This is a genomic window from Microbacterium hibisci (assembly GCF_015278255.1).
Taxonomy (GTDB): Bacteria; Actinomycetota; Actinomycetes; order Actinomycetales; family Microbacteriaceae; genus Microbacterium; species Microbacterium hibisci.
The window spans coordinates 95,330-113,077 of sequence record NZ_JADIJC010000004.1 but is presented as its reverse complement, the minus strand read 5'-3'; the positions used below and the strand labels follow the sequence as shown (position 1 = coordinate 113,077).

The 17,748-nt window shown below is 70.8% G+C and carries 16 protein-coding genes; 7 read left to right on the top strand and 9 right to left on the bottom strand.

The window, feature by feature from the left end:
- Positions 1-56 precede the first annotated feature (56 nt).
- A complete protein-coding gene (locus IM770_RS08820; RefSeq protein ID WP_203580769.1) occupies positions 57-3,131 on the bottom strand; it encodes a hypothetical protein in 3,075 nt (1,024 codons plus the stop codon).
- 133 nt (positions 3,132-3,264) lie between these two features.
- The gene (locus IM770_RS08815; RefSeq protein ID WP_203580768.1) at positions 3,265-4,173 is read right to left on the bottom strand and encodes a LysR family transcriptional regulator; all 909 of its coding nucleotides are present in this window, start codon (positions 4,171-4,173) and stop codon (positions 3,265-3,267) included.
- 73 nt (positions 4,174-4,246) lie between these two features.
- On the opposite strand from IM770_RS08815, the gene IM770_RS08810 reads away from it, so the two are divergent.
- Positions 4,247-5,164 (top strand): EamA family transporter, encoded by a 918-nt coding sequence (locus tag IM770_RS08810; RefSeq protein WP_307785413.1) that lies wholly within the window; start codon positions 4,247-4,249, stop codon positions 5,162-5,164.
- On the opposite strand, the gene IM770_RS08805 is transcribed toward IM770_RS08810, so the two are convergent.
- Positions 5,161-6,591 carry an HNH endonuclease gene (locus IM770_RS08805; protein WP_203580767.1) on the bottom strand — a complete coding sequence of 477 codons (1,431 nt, stop codon included), beginning with the start codon at positions 6,589-6,591 and terminating at the stop codon, positions 5,161-5,163. The two genes, IM770_RS08810 and IM770_RS08805, sit on opposite strands and share 4 nt — an antisense overlap.
- A 391-nt stretch (positions 6,592-6,982) precedes the next feature.
- On the opposite strand from IM770_RS08805, the gene IM770_RS08800 reads away from it, so the two are divergent.
- Positions 6,983-8,512 (top strand): MATE family efflux transporter, encoded by a 1,530-nt coding sequence (locus IM770_RS08800; RefSeq protein ID WP_203580766.1) that lies wholly within the window; start codon positions 6,983-6,985, stop codon positions 8,510-8,512.
- Between the two features lie 174 nt (positions 8,513-8,686).
- Here the strand turns inward: IM770_RS08800 and IM770_RS08795 are convergent, their stop codons facing one another.
- Positions 8,687-9,205, bottom strand: coding sequence for a putative immunity protein (locus IM770_RS08795; RefSeq protein WP_203580765.1), 519 nt, complete (start codon positions 9,203-9,205; stop codon positions 8,687-8,689).
- A 61-nt stretch (positions 9,206-9,266) separates the two neighbouring features.
- Between IM770_RS08795 and IM770_RS08790 the strand changes: the two genes are divergently transcribed.
- The 3 genes from IM770_RS08790 (at position 9,267) to IM770_RS08780 (ending at position 12,017) form a co-directional block, all read left to right on the top strand.
- Positions 9,267-9,632, top strand: coding sequence for an ArsR/SmtB family transcription factor (locus IM770_RS08790; protein WP_203580764.1), 366 nt, complete (start codon positions 9,267-9,269; stop codon positions 9,630-9,632).
- 236 nt (positions 9,633-9,868) lie between these two features.
- Complete coding sequence (locus IM770_RS08785; RefSeq protein ID WP_239066003.1) at positions 9,869-10,756, top strand: cation diffusion facilitator family transporter; 888 nt, start codon at positions 9,869-9,871, stop codon at positions 10,754-10,756.
- A gap of 10 nt (positions 10,757-10,766) precedes the next feature.
- Positions 10,767-12,017, top strand: a complete 1,251-nt coding sequence (locus IM770_RS08780; RefSeq protein WP_203580762.1) for an alpha/beta fold hydrolase — start codon at positions 10,767-10,769, stop codon at positions 12,015-12,017.
- An 86-nt stretch (positions 12,018-12,103) separates the two neighbouring features.
- Here IM770_RS08780 and IM770_RS08775 read toward each other — a convergent pair whose 3' ends face one another.
- The 4 genes from IM770_RS08775 to IM770_RS08760 form a co-directional block, all read right to left on the bottom strand.
- Complete coding sequence (locus tag IM770_RS08775) at positions 12,104-14,386, bottom strand: esterase-like activity of phytase family protein (protein ID WP_203580761.1); 2,283 nt, start codon at positions 14,384-14,386, stop codon at positions 12,104-12,106.
- A gap of 114 nt (positions 14,387-14,500) precedes the next feature.
- Positions 14,501-14,767, bottom strand: a complete 267-nt coding sequence (locus IM770_RS08770; RefSeq protein ID WP_203580760.1) for a hypothetical protein — start codon at positions 14,765-14,767, stop codon at positions 14,501-14,503.
- A 189-nt stretch (positions 14,768-14,956) separates the two neighbouring features.
- A complete protein-coding gene (locus IM770_RS08765) occupies positions 14,957-15,136 on the bottom strand; it encodes a CsbD family protein (RefSeq protein WP_203580759.1) in 180 nt (59 codons plus the stop codon).
- Positions 15,137-15,181: 45 nt separating this feature from the next.
- Positions 15,182-15,886, bottom strand: a complete 705-nt coding sequence (locus IM770_RS08760) for a YrzE family protein (RefSeq protein WP_203580758.1) — start codon at positions 15,884-15,886, stop codon at positions 15,182-15,184.
- Between the two features lie 151 nt (positions 15,887-16,037).
- Here IM770_RS08760 and IM770_RS08755 point away from each other — a divergent pair, with 151 nt between their 5' ends.
- Both IM770_RS08755 and IM770_RS08750 read left to right on the top strand, forming a co-directional pair.
- Positions 16,038-16,850 carry an alpha/beta fold hydrolase gene (locus IM770_RS08755; protein ID WP_203580757.1) on the top strand — a complete coding sequence of 271 codons (813 nt, stop codon included), beginning with the start codon at positions 16,038-16,040 and terminating at the stop codon, positions 16,848-16,850.
- Positions 16,847-17,158 carry an Rdx family protein gene (locus IM770_RS08750; protein WP_203580756.1) on the top strand — a complete coding sequence of 104 codons (312 nt, stop codon included), beginning with the start codon at positions 16,847-16,849 and terminating at the stop codon, positions 17,156-17,158. The genes IM770_RS08755 and IM770_RS08750 overlap by 4 nt, the downstream gene beginning before the upstream one ends.
- Positions 17,159-17,254: 96 nt before the next feature.
- On the opposite strand, the gene IM770_RS08745 is transcribed toward IM770_RS08750, so the two are convergent.
- A complete protein-coding gene (locus IM770_RS08745; RefSeq protein WP_203580755.1) occupies positions 17,255-17,692 on the bottom strand; it encodes a hypothetical protein in 438 nt (145 codons plus the stop codon).
- Positions 17,693-17,748: the final 56 nt, after the last annotated feature.

Here is a 17,748-nt window from a genome sequence, read left to right as displayed (position 1 = left end):
CGCCGCGAGGCGGCCGGTCGGGAGATCCCGACCGGCCGCCTCGAGCCTTCACGCGGTCAGTGCACCGCGATCAGATCGTTCGTCCAGCCGATCATCCGGGTGCCGAACGCCGTGTCGACGCCCTTGCCGAGCTGGCCCTGCAGCTGCTCGACCACCGCGCCGAGCTGGTTCACCTCGGTCGGGTGCCTGCCCGTCGCGTGACTCTTGAGCGCCGCGTTGAGTTTGTCGCGCAGGCCCTTCTCGACCTTCGGGTCGGTGACGAGCTTCTCGGCGACCGCCCGCGTCAGGTTGTTGCTGAGCGACTCGGTCGTGGCCAGCAGGGTGAACGCCCGCGTGGCCGTCGCGCTGTTGCCCACGAAGTCCGTCGCCGTCGCCACCGCCGCGTGCGCACCGGTGTCAAGCGTGAACATGTCGAGCACATGCCCGGTCGGCACCTCGGTGCCGTCGAAGGTGACCGACTGCGTCTCGACGCCGCTGAGCGCATCCGTGATCGTGTACTCCACGCTCGCGAAGTCGTCGGTGTCGTAGCCGGTGGCCGCGGGCTGGCTGAGGTCGATGACCGGCGCCGTGCGGTCGACCCGGACCGTCCGGGTGCCGCTCACGGTCTCGCACTCGCTCGTCGTCTTCCACTCGATGACCCACTCCAGGTTCTCATCGGCGTTCCCCGGAAGGGCGAACTCGGCCACCGCGCCGTTCACCGTCGTCCAGCTCGGCGCGGAGCCGGCCGGGTGGACGGAGTACGTCGTCGTCAGCGACTCCGGCGTGAAGGAGTCGTCGGCGGCCGTGACGGTGAACGTGTGGTCCACGCCCACCCACTGCACGCCCGAGACGACAGCCTCGTCACCGGTGATCTGCAGATCGGCGCTGAGCGACCCGGCGATCCACGAAGGGGCGCTCGGCGTGTCGCCGTGATCGGGGAAGTTGTTCCCCGGCTGGTCCCAGGCGCCGTTCTCCCAGTCGCGGAACACGTCGCGGAAGGTCGAGCGTGCGAGGCACGACTCCCACAGCGGCATCTGCCCGGTGCCGGCGTAGTGCGGCTCCTCGTCGGAGTGGTGACCCGGGTCGGGCGACTCGAAGACCGGCAGGCGGTCGGCGCGCCACGAGTGGTCGGAGTCGATGCTCCGCAGCCACGGCTGCCCGTCGAGACCGTCGATCATGACATTCGCGGGGCGCCCTGCCGGGTCGGTGTAGATCGCCGTCGACACGCTCGGCAGCAGGTTGGCGCTGCGGTGATCGGAGATGACCTCGTTGAGGCCGTTCGCGTCGAGCAGCAGCAGCTTCGACATCTGCACGGCGTCGTAGGCCGGCTCGAAGTCCTCGAGCGTCCATTCGGCGGTGTCCTTCAGACGTGACGAGGGCACGATCGTGCCGTCCGGGAGCTCGACCTGGTCGCCGACGAGCGGATCGACGAGACCCATCACGGCGTCGAGGTACTCGCGGTCGCCGTCGTCGAACAGGTCCACGTGCACGTCGTCGTCGGAGAACGGCACGTCGATGTCTGCCGAGCCGATCTCCATCCAGTGCGTGGGGTGCTTCAGGAAGTCCGACAGCAGCTCGACGTCGAAGCCCAGGGCCTCGGAGGCGAGCTCGAGCAGCAGCTCCTTGGCGTCGGCCAGCACCGGGTCGAGGAAGTCGATGTCGGGCATGATGGTCGCCATCAAGTCCTCGAGCCAGAGGAAGACCTCGCCGCCCTCCTCGACCGCCTCGCCGACGAAGTCGGGAGCGCCGAGCATCGACAGCAGGTACTCGTTGATGAAGCCCGGCCGATCAGTGTCGTCCAGTCCGCCGAGCGTGTAGCCGACGACCTGGAAGATGCCGACGCCGTCCTCGCACTGTGCGCGGTCGGTGTCGAGCACCTCATCGGTCTCGCCCTCTTCGTCGTCGTTGCGGCAGATGAAGTTCTGCGCGTCACGGAACGTGCCGGCGTCGAACAGCGTCTTCGACAGCGCCTCGCCGAGTTCGGGCCAGTGCTGCAGGCCGCGGTCGATGTCGGCGATCCACGCGTCGAGGTACGAGATGATCGCCGGGTTGACGACGGCGTCGTCGGCCTCGTCGATCGGGCTCGTGACGCAGAAGTACTCCGCGCGACACTCCTGCACGGTCACGGGCTCGACGGTCACGCCGCGCACCGTGTCGACCGTGACGTTCTCGACCACTTCGTAGCAGTCCCAGTCGACGATGTTGCAGTCTTCGTAGTCCAGATCCTTCTGGATCGCCGCGCGCTCGACCTGGAGGTCGGCCTTCAGGTCGATGAAGTAGTCGATGAGCGGGCCGCGGTTCGGCTCGGGATCTTCGCCGACGGTGTACGCGAGGCCGGGGCATCCGTCATCCGCGGTCCCGTCGCCGTCGTCGTCGACGCCGTCGCCACACGTGCCGACGGGCAGCGGGTTGTTCGGATCGACGAGCGTGTCGTAGATCCAGTCGTTCGGTGCCGCGTACTCGAAGGCCGGCGTGGAGTCGTTGCTGTACTCGGGGCCGGTCTGGTCGGACTCGCCGGGCACCTGCGAGCGCCGCGAGTTGCCGTCGTAGCCCGCCGTCGCGTCGCCGACGTACCCCTCGGCGATGACATGGCGCAGGGCGATCTCGAGCGCGGTGGGGTCCTCGAGGTCGAGGATGTCGCCGACACCTGGGAAGACCCCTTCGGCGACCTGGTTGATGATCGTGTGCGCCCACATGTCGCCGGCAGCGTGCGTCATGAAGCCGTACGCGAACGCGAGGATCTGCTCCTTCTCGGCGGCACTGCGACCGGCGTCGTCCTGCGCGTCCCACGCCTCGGTCATGAGGTGCTGCAGCCATCTGCCCGTCTCTTCGGGGTGTATCGCCGACTGGCCGTACGCCAGATCGGGGAACCCGTCGGGACCGATCACGCCGGCGTTGTACGCAGCCGGCTGGTTGCGCAGCGCGGTGACGATGTCGCCGCGCACGGTGTACTCGGTGCCCTCGACGGTCACCTTCCCGTCGTCGGTGACGTCGTCATAGGCGTTCTCGGCGGTGGCGTTGTGGGTGTACGGCTTGAAGGCGGCGGCGGGCAGCGTCGTCACGACGAGTGTCGTCACGGTGAGCGCCGCGGTCGCGGTCAGGCCGGCAGCGAGCTTTGTGAAGCTGCGGCGTCGGCCGGCGGTTCGAGACATGGGTATTCCTCCCCAAGGAACGGACGTGCGGAACGGGGGCACCGAGAGAGTGGTTGCCCCGATCCAGCGAGAGTCACCTCCGACTCCGTCAGATACATGGGAGGCAGACGGATGCCGCGGCCCCCGGCATCCGTCACCTCCGCGCGTGCTCCACGAACGTGTCGAGCGTGGCGCGCAGCGCGGGAGAATCCTCCTGCGTCCGGCGGTGGACGGCCAGAACGTCGCGCGTCGATGCCGGCTCGACAGTCGGGATGGCCACCAGGTCGGGTCCGAGGTCGCCGCGGCCCAGCCGCGGCACGAGCGCGACCGCGCGGCGTGCGCGCGCGAGTTCGAGGTGGTTCTGGAACTCCATCGATTCGTGCACGATGCGGGGCGCGTTGGGGACGCCGTCGAAGAGCCGCCGCAGCCACTGCCGGCAGATGGTCGCCTCGAACGTCGCGACCCAGTTCTCGCCCGCGAGCTCTTCGGGGTGCAGTTCGCTGCGGTCGGCGAGCGGGTGTTCGCGGTGCAGGATGACGTCGGCGACGTCCGTGAACAGCGGCGTCGAGACGAGGTGGTCGGGCATCGCGAGGGCCACGCCGCCCCAGCGGTGCACGATGCCGAGGTCGCGCTGGCCCGAGGCGACGAGCGCGATCGTCTCCCACGGCTCGCTCTCGCGCAACGGCACCGAGAGGCCGGGATGCTGCGCCGCCAGGTCGCTCAGCACGGGGATGACCAACCCGCGCACGACGGTCGAGAACGCGGCGAGCCTGATCTCGCCCACCACGCGGTCGTCGATCCCCGCGGCGAGCTGCAGATCGGCGCGCAGCCGCTCGAGGTCGGCGAGGATCGGGGTCGACGCGACGACGAGGCGCGTGCCCGCCTCGGTGAGGATCACCCCGCGCCCGGCGCGCTCGAGCAGGGCGATGCCGGTTTCGCGCTCCAGCCGCTTCACCTGCTGAGACACGGCGGACGGGGTGTAGCCCAGGCTCGTCGCGGCGGCGACCACGCTGCCCTGCGTGGCGACGGCGCGGAGCGACAGCACTGCCTCGAGATCGATCATGAAGCAACGCTACATCGTCTCGTGGAGAAAGCATCGCTGGTGCTTCATCCAGTGTTCGGGTGAAGTGGAACCCGTGAACAGACGCGACATGGTGCTGGCGGCGGTCGTGGCATCGTTCTGGGGCTTCAACTTCGTCGTGATCGACTGGGGGATGACGGGCGTGCCGCCCCTGCTGTTCGTGGCGATCCGCTTCCTGGTGGTGGCGCTCGCGGTCGTCGTCGTCCCGCGTCCGCGCACCTCCTGGCGCACGGTGATCGGCGTGGGCCTGTTCATGAGCCTCGGGCAGTTCGGGCTGCTGTACACGTCGATGGCGCTGGGGCTGCAGCCGGGGCTCGCCGCGCTCGTGCTGCAGGCGCAGGCGGTGTTCACGATCCTCATCGCGGCCGCGGTGCTGCGTGAGCGCCCGACCGCGCCGCAGGTCGCCGGTGTCGCGCTCGGCGTGGTGGGCCTGGCCGTCGTCGCCGCCGGCCGGGGCGGCGATGCCCCCGCCCTCGCCGTGGCGCTGGCGCTCGCCGCAGCGTTCTCGTGGGGCATCGGCAACGTCATCTCTCGCCGGGCCGGCGCGGTCAGCGGAGCCGGCCGGCTCGGATCCCTGTCGCTCACCGTGTGGTCGGCGCTCGTGGTGCCCATCCCCGCCTTGATGCTGTCGCTCGTGATCGAAGGGCCGGCCGCGATCGCGTCCGGCATCGCCGCCTTCGGCTGGCAGTCCGCGGTCTCGACGCTGTACACCGCGGTGCTGTGCACGATCATCGGCTATTCGATCTGGAACGGCCTGCTCGCTCGCAATCCGTCCGCGGAGGTGGTGCCGTGGGTGCTGCTCGCGCCGGTCGTGGCGATGGCGTCGTCCGCGCTGCTGCTCGGCCAGATCCCCACACCGGGCGAGGTCGTCGGCGGCACCCTCCTCGTCGCGGGCGTGCTGGTCACGGGGCTGCGTCGAGTGGGGGTCCGGGGGAGGGCGAGAGCGGATGCCGCAACACCGCGGTTGCGCTAGAACGGCGGGGCGCCGGGGGACCCGGGTGGGTCGTCAGCGGAGAACAGCCAGGGTTCGCGCATCGTCGCGCGGGGGCGTGCGGCGGTGTCGTCCGGGATGAATCTCACGGTGGGCTCGGGCCGGTCGGTGTGCTTCCGGCCGGTCGGGCTGGTCCAGACCAGAACGCCCGGCGAGACCTGCTCGACCGACCATGCTGTGACGCCCTTGAGGGTGTGATGGCCACGGCAGAGGTGAGCCAGGTTGGCGTGGTGGGTCGGTCCGCCCTCGGAAGCGGCGATCGTGTGGTCGATGTCGCACCGCCGGACCGGGCGGCGGCAGCCGGGGAATCGGCAGTGCTCGTCACGGGCGGCGAGGAACCGGTTCAGCGCCGGTCCAGGACGGTAGCGGTCCACCGCGAGGACGCTTCCGGTGACCGGTGACGTCATCACGCGCTCCCAGCCGGTCGCGCCGGCGGCGAGGATCCGGGCGGTTCCGGGGTCGATCGGACCGTAGCCCGCGAGAAGTGCTGGCTCGTTGGACGCGCCGGTCATTGCGAGCACGGGAACGGTGACCTGCACGGTGGCGCGGATCGCCTCGAGTCCGGTACCGGCGACGCACTCGGTGGGGCCGGCTGTCAGCAGGGTGTCGGTGAAGATGTCGACGCGGAGCTGATCCATGGTGCGCTCGTCGGCCTCGCAGTCGTCGGCATCTTCGACGTCGCGGTCGACGTCGCGGTCGCGGTCGCGGTCGCCGCCGCCGTCGGTGTCGTCGGAGCCTCGTGCGGCGATGACGGAGCGCGCCTGCTGTGTGAGCCGGTCTTCGATGCCGTGCGCGAGCGTCGCCGGCAGGATCGCGGTCAGCGCGGCCATATCGTCGGGCAGATCGAACACCTCGATGCGACGGCCCGCCGCGGCTGCCCGGTGGCGCTCGTCGATCGTGCGTTCGAGGAAGCGCTCGGCGACCACCTTGAGCACCGGTGCGAGGCGACCGGCGGTGAGCGTTGCCGCGCGGTCCAGTGCGAGCTGGAGGAACTCGGCGCGGGCCGCGTCGTCGGTGATCGCGTGGCCGGCGTCATGGATCACGGCGAGGTGCTGCCGGGTGATCTCGCCACGCGCCAGCGACTCGACACCGGGCTCGAACCGTGCGCACAGGTCGGATGCCTCGCTGAGCAGCCGACTCACGGTCCACTCCGAGACCCGGCTCGAGGTCGCGAGGTCGGCGACCAGTGCCCGACGGTCGAGCTCCGCCCGCCGAGCCCGATCCGGCGACGCGTGCGCGGGCCGCGCCACGGCGGCGGCCGCATCCGCCAGCACCCGGATCTCGGCCGCATCCGCGGTCGCTCGCTGTCGGCGGCCGTCTTCGAACGCATCGACCAGCCGCACGACCCGGATGAACTCCGGTGCAACGCCGTCGTCGGCACCGGGATCGGGAGTGGGAATCGGAGACATGAGGCTCGCAGTCAGGAGTGGCGGAACGAGATTCCGCGCATCACACGCGATCTGCCTCAACACCTGCCCGCGGCCAGAACCGCACCTGCCCACCGCCTTCGCGAAGAAGGCTCACTCTGATCCGAATCTCTGATCGACAGTCTAATACGGGTCAGCAACGACCACAAGAGATTTCTCGTACAGATGTGCGATGCCGTCCTCGATCGGCCACGGCTCACCGACCTCAAGCCATAGAGCGATCGACGGCCATATTTTGCGCACGCGACCGAATCGAGGATGGCGCGCCCGAATCGATTCGATACACTGGGCTTCTGCCACTCGGCACCTCTCCGTCGCCCGCGGGCGCGGCATCCGTCCCCTTCCCTCGCCTTCTCGCTCGAGAGCCGCCCTCATGCCCACCGCCCTGACGACGGGTCGCCCCTGGCGCGTCATCCTCCTGTTCTCCGTCCCGCTGCTCATCGGCAACGTGGTGCAGCAGCTGTACCACGTGATCGACGCGATCGTCGTGGGCCGCCACCTCGGCGTCGACGCGCTCGCGGCCGTCGGCGCGACGGGCAGCATGCTGTTCCTGCTGCTCGGGTTCGCGTGGGGGCTGACGTCTGGCTTCGCGATCCCGACCGCTCAGGCGTTCGGCGCGCGGGACTACGCCGCCGTGCGCCGCTCGGTCGCCGCCGGGACGATCCTCACCGGCCTGTGCACCGTGCTCCTCACGGTCGGCGCGCCGCTGCTGACCGGACCCCTGCTCGTGATGCTGCAGACGCCCGCCGAGCTCATGGACGACGCCGTCGTCTTCGCGCAGATCAGCTTCCTCGGCGCCGGCGCGATGATGTTCTTCAACTACCTGTCGGCCATCATCCGTGCGATCGGCGACTCGCGGACGCCGCTGGTGTTCCTCACGCTCGCGTGCATCCTCAACGTCGTGCTCGTCATCCTCATGGTCGGTCCGCTCGACTGGGGCGTCGGCGGCGCGGCGCTCGCCACGGTCGTCTCGCAGGCGATCTCGGTGCTGCTCTGCCTCGAGTTCGTGCGTCGACGGATGCCGGTGCTCCACGTCCGCCGCAGCGACTGGCGTGTGACCCGTGCCGAGCTCGCCGAGCACCTGCGTCTCGGGCTGCCGATGGGCTTCCAGGCGTCGATCATCGCGATCGGCACCCTGTCGGTGCAGGTGGCCCTCAACGAGCTCGGCGCCGACGCGGTGGCCGCGTACACCGCGGCGTCGCGCGTGGACGGCCTCGCGGTGGCGCTCCTGCAGTCGCTCGGCCTCGCCGTCTCGATGTTCGTCGCGCAGAACCACGGCGGCGGCCGGCCCGACCGCATCCGCCGCGGCGTGACGCAGGCGACGTGGATGTCGGTCGCCGCCGCGATCGTGCTCGGCGCCGTGCTCATCGCCTTCGGGGCGGCGCTCGTGGAGCTGTTCGTCGGCGAGGGCTCGCGCGAAGTCGTGGACCTCGCCGCCCAGATGCTCGCGATCAACGGCGCGACCTACTGGATCCTCGGGGTGCTCTTCGTTCTGCGCGGAGCGTTGCAGGGCCTCGGGCACACGCTGATCCCCACGGTCACGGGCGTGATCGAACTCGTGATGCGCGTGGGTGCCGCCGTCGTGCTGGGCGGCATCTTCGGCTTCATCGGCGTTGCGGCGAGCAACCCGCTCGCATGGCTCGGTGCCGTCGTCGTGCTGGTGCCGGCGTATCTGCACGCGCATCGGCAACTGGCCAAGGAGCCCGTCAACCCGATGGTCGCCACGCCGACGACGCCCATCCCGGTCATCGGCCCGACCGACGGGTCGATGGTCGTCGACGCGATCGTCACGCAGCCGATCGTGCTGCCGACGGCCGCGCAGACCGCGACGCCGACGCCGTTCCGCCGGCTGCGACGGTTCAGCCGCACCTCGGTGCGCGCGCGGCGGCGCACCCGCGGCTGATCCGCCGAACGCGGTCTCGCAGATCTCCGGCGGGGGCGGTGCGCGTCGCCGAGACCGAGCTTTTCGGCCGAGACCGGGGGCGACGTCCTGTGTTTCGGCCGAAAGCCCTTGTCTCGGCGGGGGCCGCCGAGGGCTCGCGCCGGCTGGAACCGCGCACGCGGGCGCAGCGGCCGGTCAGTCGTCGAAGACGTGCCAGCAGATCGGGCTGCGCAGCCGCTGGTCGTCGAGCACGAGGTCGCGGATCTCGCCGGGCAGCTGCGCGCGCTGCCAGTCGCGCTCGCGCAGGCGCGCGGCGTCGGCTTCGCCGGCAGGGACGGATGCCGCGACCGCCCTGATCGCGTAGGCCGCGGCGCCGAGCTCGTGGGCGGCGACGTGGGCCACCGCCACCGACTGCCCGGCGGCGAGGGCGGCGAACTTCGCCGGGTCGGGCAGCCCTTTGCCCGCCGCGTTCGCGACGAACGCACGCTGGTGCGCCTCTTTCATGGGCACCTCGCCGCGGATCCAGGCCCACCCCAGCTCGATCGCGTCGCGGACGGCGGGGTCGCCGGGCCGCGCGGCCTCGAACAGCGGCAGCACATGCTCCGCGCAGACCGCCGCCCACTCCGCGAGCAGGTGGTGGTTCTCGTCGGTCAGCGTGCCGCCGCGCCGGATCGTGATGAAGCGCGGGTCGCGCTCGGTGGGAAGGATCGGCATGACGCCACCCTCGCACACGCGACGCCTCGCTCGGAAAGGGCGGCACGAGTATTATCTGCGTATGCGTGCAGATAAGCAGGAAAGCGGATACGCGGTCGAGAGCCCGTACGTCGAGCTGGCGGTCGAGGTCTTCGCCATGCTGGCCGACGCCACGCGCGTGCGCATCATCCTGGCACTCCAAGAGGGCGGGGAGCTCTCGGTCAACCACATCGCCGACATCGTCGACAAGTCGCCCGCTGCGGTGTCGCAGCACCTCGCCAAGCTGCGCCTCGCACGCATCGTCGCCACCCGCCAGGAAGGGCAGCGCGTGTTCTACCGCCTCGAGAACGAGCACGCCTCGCGTCTCGTCGCCGATGCGATCCACCAGGCGGAGCACTCGCTCGGCGGCACCCCGCGCCACCACCGGACCGGACCGGTCGCGCCGTGAGCGCGCAGACCCGGGGCCGGCACGCCCACGACCATCCCGACGTCCCGCACGATCACGACCACCCCGTCGGCCCGCACGACCACGACCACCCGGGCCACCACCCCGACAGCCCGCATGACCACGGCCACCAGCACCACGGCGCGCACGACCGTTCCCACGCCCGCGGCATCCGCGGGTTCCTCCACGAGCTGTTCGTGCCGCACAGCCACGACGCCACGGACGCCATCGACGACGCCATGGAGGCCAGCTCCGCCGGCATCCGCGCGCTCAAGATCAGCCTCGTCATCCTGCTCGCGACCACCGTGCTGCAGGCGATCGTGGTCGCGTTCAGCGGGTCGGTCGCCCTCCTCGCCGACACGGTGCACAACCTCTCCGACGCGCTCACCGCGGTGCCGCTGTGGGTCGCGTTCGCGCTCGGCCGGCGCGCGGCATCCCGTCGCTACACGTACGGCTACGGGCGCGCCGAAGACCTCGCGGGACTCTTCATCGTGTTCGTCGTCGCGCTGTCGGCCGTCGTGGCGGCGTGGCAGGCGATCGACCGCATCGTGCACCCGCAGCCGCTCGACCATCTCGGCTGGGTGATCGCCGCGGGCATCATCGGCTTCGCCGGCAACGAGATCGTCGCGGTGTACCGCATCCGCGTCGGCAAGCGGATCGGATCGGCCGCGCTCGTCGCCGACGGCGTGCACGCCCGCACCGACGGATTCACCTCCCTCGCCGTCGTGCTCGGGGGCATCGGGGTGCTGCTGGGCTTCCCGCTCGCCGATCCTCTGGTGGGCCTGCTCATCTCGGCGGCCATCTTCGTGCTGCTCATCGGCACGGTCCGCAGCGTGGGCCGCAGGCTGCTCGACGGCATCGAGCCCGAACTGGTCGACCGTGCCGACCACGCGCTCGCGCACGTCGACGGCATCGCAGGCATCGAGCGGCTGCGCCTGCGCTGGGTCGGCCACCGGCTTCAGGGCGACGCCGTCGTCGTCGCCGCGCGCGGTGCGGATGCCGCGGTGCTCGCCGCCGGCGCAGAGCGCAGCATCCGTTCGCATCTCCGCAATGTCGACGACTTCACCGTCACCGTCCGCTCCGCACCGGCCGCCGCCGGGGATGCCGACGTCGGCACCCGACCCTAGGCTCGTACGCATGCCCGTGACGACGCGCCGCATGCAGAACCTGACCATCGACGACCACACGCTCACCGTTCCCCTGGTGTGGGGCGATCCGGCCGACGCCCGCACCATCGACGTCCACGCCGCCGTGGTCGCGCGCGAGGGCGGCGAGCACCTGCCGTATCTCGTGTTCCTCCAAGGCGGCCCCGGGCACGAGGCGCCGCGAGCCTTCCACTCGCCCTCCGGGCCGCCGTGGCTCGACGCGGCCCTGGAGCACTACCGCGTCGTCCTCCTCGACCAGCGGGGCACCGGCCGCTCGACGCCGGTCTCGGACCGCGACCTCGAGCGCGGCACCGTCGAGCTCTCCGAGTACATCACGCACCTGCGCGCCGACTCGATCGTGCGCGACGCCGAGGCGCTGCGCACCGAGCTCGGGGCCGACACGTGGAGCGTGCTGGGGCAGTCCTTCGGCGGGTTCACCACCCTGTCGTATCTGTCGACGGATGCCGCGTCGCTCGAGCACGTCTACATCACCGGCGGTCTCAGCGCCGTGGGGCGGCATCCCGATGACGTCTATGCGCTCACGTACGAGAAGATGCGCGAGGCGTCGGAGCGCTACTACCGGCGCTTCCCCTCGCACCGCGACGCGATGCGACGCATCCTCGACCTGGCCGACGCGGGCGACATCGTGCTCCCGGGCGGCGAAATGGTGTCGGTGTCACGCGTGCGCTCCGCCGGCTCCGCGCTCGGCAGCAACGACGGCTGGCAGACCCTGTGGCGTCTGCTCGAACTCGACCCGCACTCCAACGCGTTCCGCCACGACCTCGCCGCCGCGATGCCGTTCGACGCGCGCAACCCGCTGTATCTCGCCTTCCACGAGTCGAGCTACGCCGACGGCCACGCGACGAACTGGTCGGCTGAGCGCACCGAGCCCGACGACTTCCGCGCCGATCCGACGCTGTTCACCGGTGAGCATGTGCGACGCGAATGGCTCGACACCGTGCCGACCCTTCAGCCGTGGCGCGAGGTGACGCTGACGCTCGCCGAGTTCGAGTGGCCGCGGCTGTACGACGGCGACGCGATCGCGGCATCCGATGCCCGCGGAGCCACCTCGATCTACGTCAACGACGTCTACGTGCCCTTCGAGTTCGCGATGGAGACGGCGAGCCTGATCCCCGGCGTGACCCCGTGGATCACGAGCGAGCACGAGCACAACGGCCTGCGCTCCGACGCGGACGTGCTCGCGCGGCTCATCGACCTCGCCCACGGGCGCCGCGTGCGCTGAGACGCCGGCGGACGTTCCCCGCAGAGAACGACGGGGGCGGAGGATGCCGCAGCATCCCCCGCCCCCGTGTTCGGCGTGGCGGCGGCTCAGCCCTCGAGCGTCACCGTGTCGATGGTCACCGCGGCGATGCCGGGGTGGTCGCTGAACACCCCGTCCATGCCAGCACCGATGTAGGCCTTCAGCTCGCCGTCGAGGTCGCCGTAGGCGTTCGGATCGGCGCTCGAGCGGAAGTCCACCGGCAGGAACTGGTTCTCGGCGCGGAACGTCCAGCCGTGCACCGACAGACCCGCTGCGTGCGCGTCGGCGATGACCGGCGTGGGCGCGCCGAGGCGGCCGTCAGCGGTGCGCGGGATCATCACGGACTTCTCGAGGCCCACGCCGTCGGCGTAGGTCGCGATCTCGGCCAGGCCCGCGCGCGTCACCAGGTCCTTGTAGGTGCGCGTGTCGCCGGCGAGCGTGAAGTCGTACGGACGACCGGAGTTGCTCACGAGCTGTGCGAGGGTGACGTCGGTGAGACCGTCGAGGTCGCGGAGGTTCGCGGTCTCGAAGCTCTGCACGATGACGGGCGCGTCGGCGCGGTCGAGGCCGTTGGCCTCGAGGGCCGCGACGAGCGGCTCTTCCATCGACAGCCCGATCGAGTCGAAGTACGAGGGGTGCTTCGTCTCGGGGTACACGCCGACGGTGCGGCCGTCGCAGCTGATGGAGTGGCGGGCCAGATCCATGACCTCGTCCAGCGTCGGGATCACGTAGAGGCCGTCGAAGGCGGTGTTCGCCGGACGCGTCTGCGGCAGCCGCTCCTTGGCGCGGAGCGTCCGCAGCTCGGCGAACGTGAAGTCCTCGGTGAACCAGCCCGTGATCGAGACGCCGTCGATGAGCTTCGTGGTCTTGCGCGGTGCGAACTCGGGGCGGGCCGCGACATCCGTGGTTCCGCTGATCTCGTTCTCGTGACGCGCGACCAGCACGCCGTCCTTCGTCGACACGACGTCGGGCTCGATGTAGTCCGCGCACTGGACGATGGCCGTCTCGTACGCGGCGAGCGTGTGCTCGGGGCGCGACCCGCTCGCGCCGCGGTGACCGATGAGGCTCACCGTCGAGGGCTCGATCTTCGTCTTGTCGAGGTCGATGATCGCGAACTCGGTGTCGTCGGGCGTGCCGGGGATGCGCGCATCGTTGCCCGGGTAGTTGTTGTCGTTGCCGATGAGGAGGCTGCCGTCCTCGAGCTGCACGACCGTCTCGAACGACTGGACGGGCAGTGAGTAGATCTCGCCAGTGCCGTAGCCGTCGCCCGCGCCGATGCCGTGTGGGTTCGCGATGCGCAGCGCGTCGAGCACCAGGGTCTTTTCGAGGTAACCCTCGGCGTCGGTGCGGCGGAGGTCGACCTCGTAGACGCGCTTCGTGACGGACTGCTCGCCCTCGAAGTCGTCGCGCTCGATGAGGATCAGCACGTCGTTGCGCACGGTGAACGCGTCGCCGATGACGTTCGGCTCCTGGTCGGTCTGGTAGCTCCAGGTGCGGCCGGTGTACTGCCCGGAGCGCGTGTCGAACTCGAGGATCTCGCGGCGGCGGAGGTCGGCGTCGTCGGCGTACGAGCCCTCGACGATCGGGTACAGGTACCGGCCGTTGACCGAGGCGGCCATCGCCTCGAAGCCGCGGCTCGCGCGCACGCGGGGCGTCTCACCGGGCTGCAGGTAGGGGTTCTGGGGCGACTTCGCGCCGTCCAGCTCGTAGGGGTTCTCGAGCAGCGTGCCTTCGGCGTCGAAGTGGAGCAGGAACGGCCCGAACTCCTCGCCGACCCAGAAGGTGCCGTCCTTGGCCTTGACGACCGACTCGATGTCGAAGTCGCCGCCCGTGAGCAGACGCTCGGAGGTCCCCTCGTTCACGATGGGGAAGTCGAGCACGTTGTTGCGGTCGTTGTAGGAGATGAACCGTTCCACCCGGATCTCGCCGGCGCCGCCGTCGGCCGTCTGCCAGGCGGGTCGCACGAGGTAGTTGCGCAGCAGGAAGTCGGCCGAGTTGCCCTTGGCGCCGAAGCCGTTGTCGGGCTGCGCCCAGAAGGTGCCGTCGCCGTTGTCGATCGCGGCCGAGAAGCCGGGGATGACCTGGCCGTCCCAGGGGCCGGTGCGGCCGTTGGCCGAGCTGGCCAGCGCGCCGGACGCCGGACCGGGCTCGAGGTGGTCGGCCGACAGCGTCGCGCGCGCGACCAGCGTCGGCACGTGCGTCTGCACGTACGGCGAGTTCGACGTGGCGGGAGCGGCGGCGACCGGCTGGGCCGCGGCGGCGGTGGCGGGGAGGAGCGCGACGGCGGTGGCCGTCGCGGCTGCCGCGGCGAGGAGGCGCGGCAGGACGCGTCGTGTGGGGATTCGACTCATGGCACCGACGCAACCGGGGGCGCCCAGCCGTGCGTTGACCGGCTGTCGACCACCGCGCGACCACTCGGTGAACGGGCGGCGAGCGACGCGTGAGAACCCGTTAACCCGGGAGGGTCAGACCGCCGCGAGCAGCGCGGCCAGCGGAGGCGGCACGTTCTCCAGCGGGACGGCCTCGGCGAGCAGGCGGGCATAGCGCGCCTTGTTCCCGCTGCGACCGCCGAAGAACCGCGCCAGCTGCGCCTCTGCCGGCCGGTCGCGCTGGAACGGCTGCCGCTGGAGGCTCCGGAACGAGCCCAGCTCCCCCTGCTCAGCGATCACGGCCTCGACGCCGGCGACGCCCAGCGCGCGGACGAACTCGGCCTCGAGGTCGGGGTCGCACACGAACACCTCGTCTCTGGGTGTCGTGCATCGCCGGTGACGAGCCGGTGCCGGGCGACGGCTGGCAGATCGTGGAGCTGCCGGCCGTGGAGCGCGCCGCGGTGACGCAGTACCGGGGCGCAGCAGCCCGTCGCCTGATCCGTGACACAGCGATGCCCCGGTCCCGACGGACCGGGGCATCTCCGCGGCAGATCACCTGTCGTCGGTGAACGCGTCCTTCACATCCTGGCCGGCCTTCTTCATCTTGGCGCTGGCCTGGTCAGCCGCACCCTCGGCCTGCAGGCGCTCGTTGTCGGTCGCGTCTCCGACCGCCTCCTTCGCCTTGCCTTTCACGTCTTCCACGTTGTGCTTGATGTCATCGTCCAGACCCATGGGGATCTCCTCTCTTCGTGGTGGATAGGTCTCCGTCAACGGGTCCTAGACCCGCCCGTCGCCGAAGCCGGCGCGGTCGACACGGCGGTGATAGCGCATGCCGGCCATGCCGCCGAGGATGGCGGCGACGAGCGCGATGACCGCGGCGCCGATCGCGGTGAGGATGCTGGTCAGTGTCACGGTCTCGGGCGTCACGGGGATGCGGGGGAAGATGTCGACGTTGGCCAGGATGTCCCACTGGCTGCCGGCGATCGCGGTGATGGCCGCCACGATGATGGCGATCACGATGGCCCACAGCCAGACGGCCAGGCCCTGCTTCCAGCCACTCAGCCGCGCCATGCGGCCGGCGACGTATCCGCCGGCGAAGTAGGCGACGAACAGGACCAGGCCGATCGCGATCGCCCCGATCACGGTGGCAGCGCCCATGTTCTGGTTGGCGGCATCGACCGCGTCCTCCACCGTCTCGGGCGAAGTGAGTCCGGTCGCGGCGCCGATGGCCGCGACCACAGCGGTGAGCGCCACCAGCGCCCCGAGTGCGGTGAGCCAGCCGAAGAACGCGGCTCCGAACTTGAAGCCGCCGAAGCGCTCGCGCTCGCGGCTCAAGACGTCCTGCCGCAGCGAGGCGTCATAGCGGTCGGCCAGGCCGTCGCGGTCGACGTCGGCCGCCGCCCGCGGCGTGGTCACCGGGGCAGCTCCGGGTGCGGTCACCGGCCGGGTCGGCTCGGTGCGTCGGGGATCATCCGTGCTCATGCCGTGACGCTATTCGCAACCGGCGGGCCGCTCAGCAGGGTTGCGGATCGACGACGACAGGCGTAATCTCCGCGAGCCCCGGGTGGACGGCCCTGCTCGGCAGCGCCGCGGCGCTGGACGGCGTTGCGCGGCGCGGGAGCAGAATGGCGGTATGGATGCCGTCGCCCCGACCATACGCACCGAGATGCCGCCGCCGAGCTACATCATGTCGGCGGAGGGCTACCAGATCGCGACATACTCGTGGGGCCCGCCGGATGCCGAGCCGGTGCTGTGCGTGCACGGGTTCGCGTCGAGCTGTCGCGACAACTGGGTGGAGACGGGCTGGGTGCGCGCCCTCACCGGCGCGGGATACCGCGTGATCGGCGTGGATCAGCGGGGCCACGGCGCGAGCGACAAGCCCTATGACCCGCTCGCCTACTCGATGAGCGCGTTCGTCGGCGACCTCATCGCGGTGCTCGACACCTATCTCGTCGACGACGTCCGCTACGTCGGCTACTCGCTCGGCGCGCGGGTCGGCTGGCAGCTCGCCGTCGATGCTCCCGAGCACGTGAGCCGTGCCGTGCTCGGCGGCATCCCCGACGGACGCCCGCTAGGACGCCTGCGCATCGAGCAGGCGCGGGCGTATGCCGAGCAAGGCATACCGGTCGAAGACACGGTGACGCAGAACTACGTCCGGCTCGCCGAGCGCGTCGCCACGAACGATCTGCGCGCCCTCATCGGCCTCGCCGAGGGCATGAGATTCGGCGACGCGGACCCCGACCCCGAGCGGCCGCCCGTGCAGCCGGTGCTGTTCGCCACCGGTTCGGAGGATGCGATCCTCGAGCGCTCCCGGGTGCTCGCCGGCAGTGCGCCGAACGGCACGTTCACCGAGATCCCCGGCCGGCACCACTTCAACACCCCGGGCTCCCGCGCGTTCCGTGACGCCGCCGTGGACTTCCTGGGTGCGGACGGGGCAGAGCCATGACCCACCGCATCCGCGTCGTCTACTGCACCCAGTGCGCCTGGATGCTCCGCGCGGCATGGGTCGCGCAGGAGCTGCTGACCACGTTCCAGGACGAACTCATGGGCGGGGGCGCGACCCTCGAGCCCGGCACCGGCGGCATCTTCGAGGTGTACGCCGACGACGAGCTCGTCTGGTCGCGCAAGACCGACGGCGGATTCCCTGACATCGTGGCGCTCAAGCGGCGCGTGCGAGACCGCATCGCGCCGGGCCGGGCACTCGGCCACGCCGACCGCGCCGCCGCGGCGTCCGCGCCGTCCGCTCCGGAGTGATCGGCCGTATCGACGACCGCGGGGCGCGGCATCCGGAATCGAACGGATGCCGCGCCCCGCAGCGCGTCGTCGGTGCCACGGCACCGCGCGCGGTCCTCACGCCAGGGCGGTGGCGACGAGCTCGCTGATCTTCTTCTCGATCGCTGGTGTCCAGGCGAGCACGGCGAAGCCGATCGGCCAGAGGTCGCCGTCGTCGAGATGGGCGGGCTCGTCGAAGTTGATGGTGGCGTAGCGGGTCTTGAACTTCGATGCCGGCTGCGTGAACACGACGACCTTGCCCTCGGCGTTGGCGTAGGCGGGGAAGCCGTAGAACGTCTTCGGCACGAGGTCGGGTGCGACCTCGCCCACGACCTTGTGCAGGCCCTCCGCGATCTGCTTGTCGGTGCCGTCGAGCTTCGCGATCGCCTCGAGCACCTGCTTCGTGCCGGCCTCGCGATTCTTGCCCGCCTTCGCCTGGTCGCGCAGCTCTTTGGCGCGCTGCTTGACCGCGTCGCGCTCCTCCTGCGACAGCCCGTCCGATGCCGTCTTCGGCATGATGGTCCTCCTCACGCTCATGGGCGCCCTCGCGTCCCGTGATCCTCACGCTACTG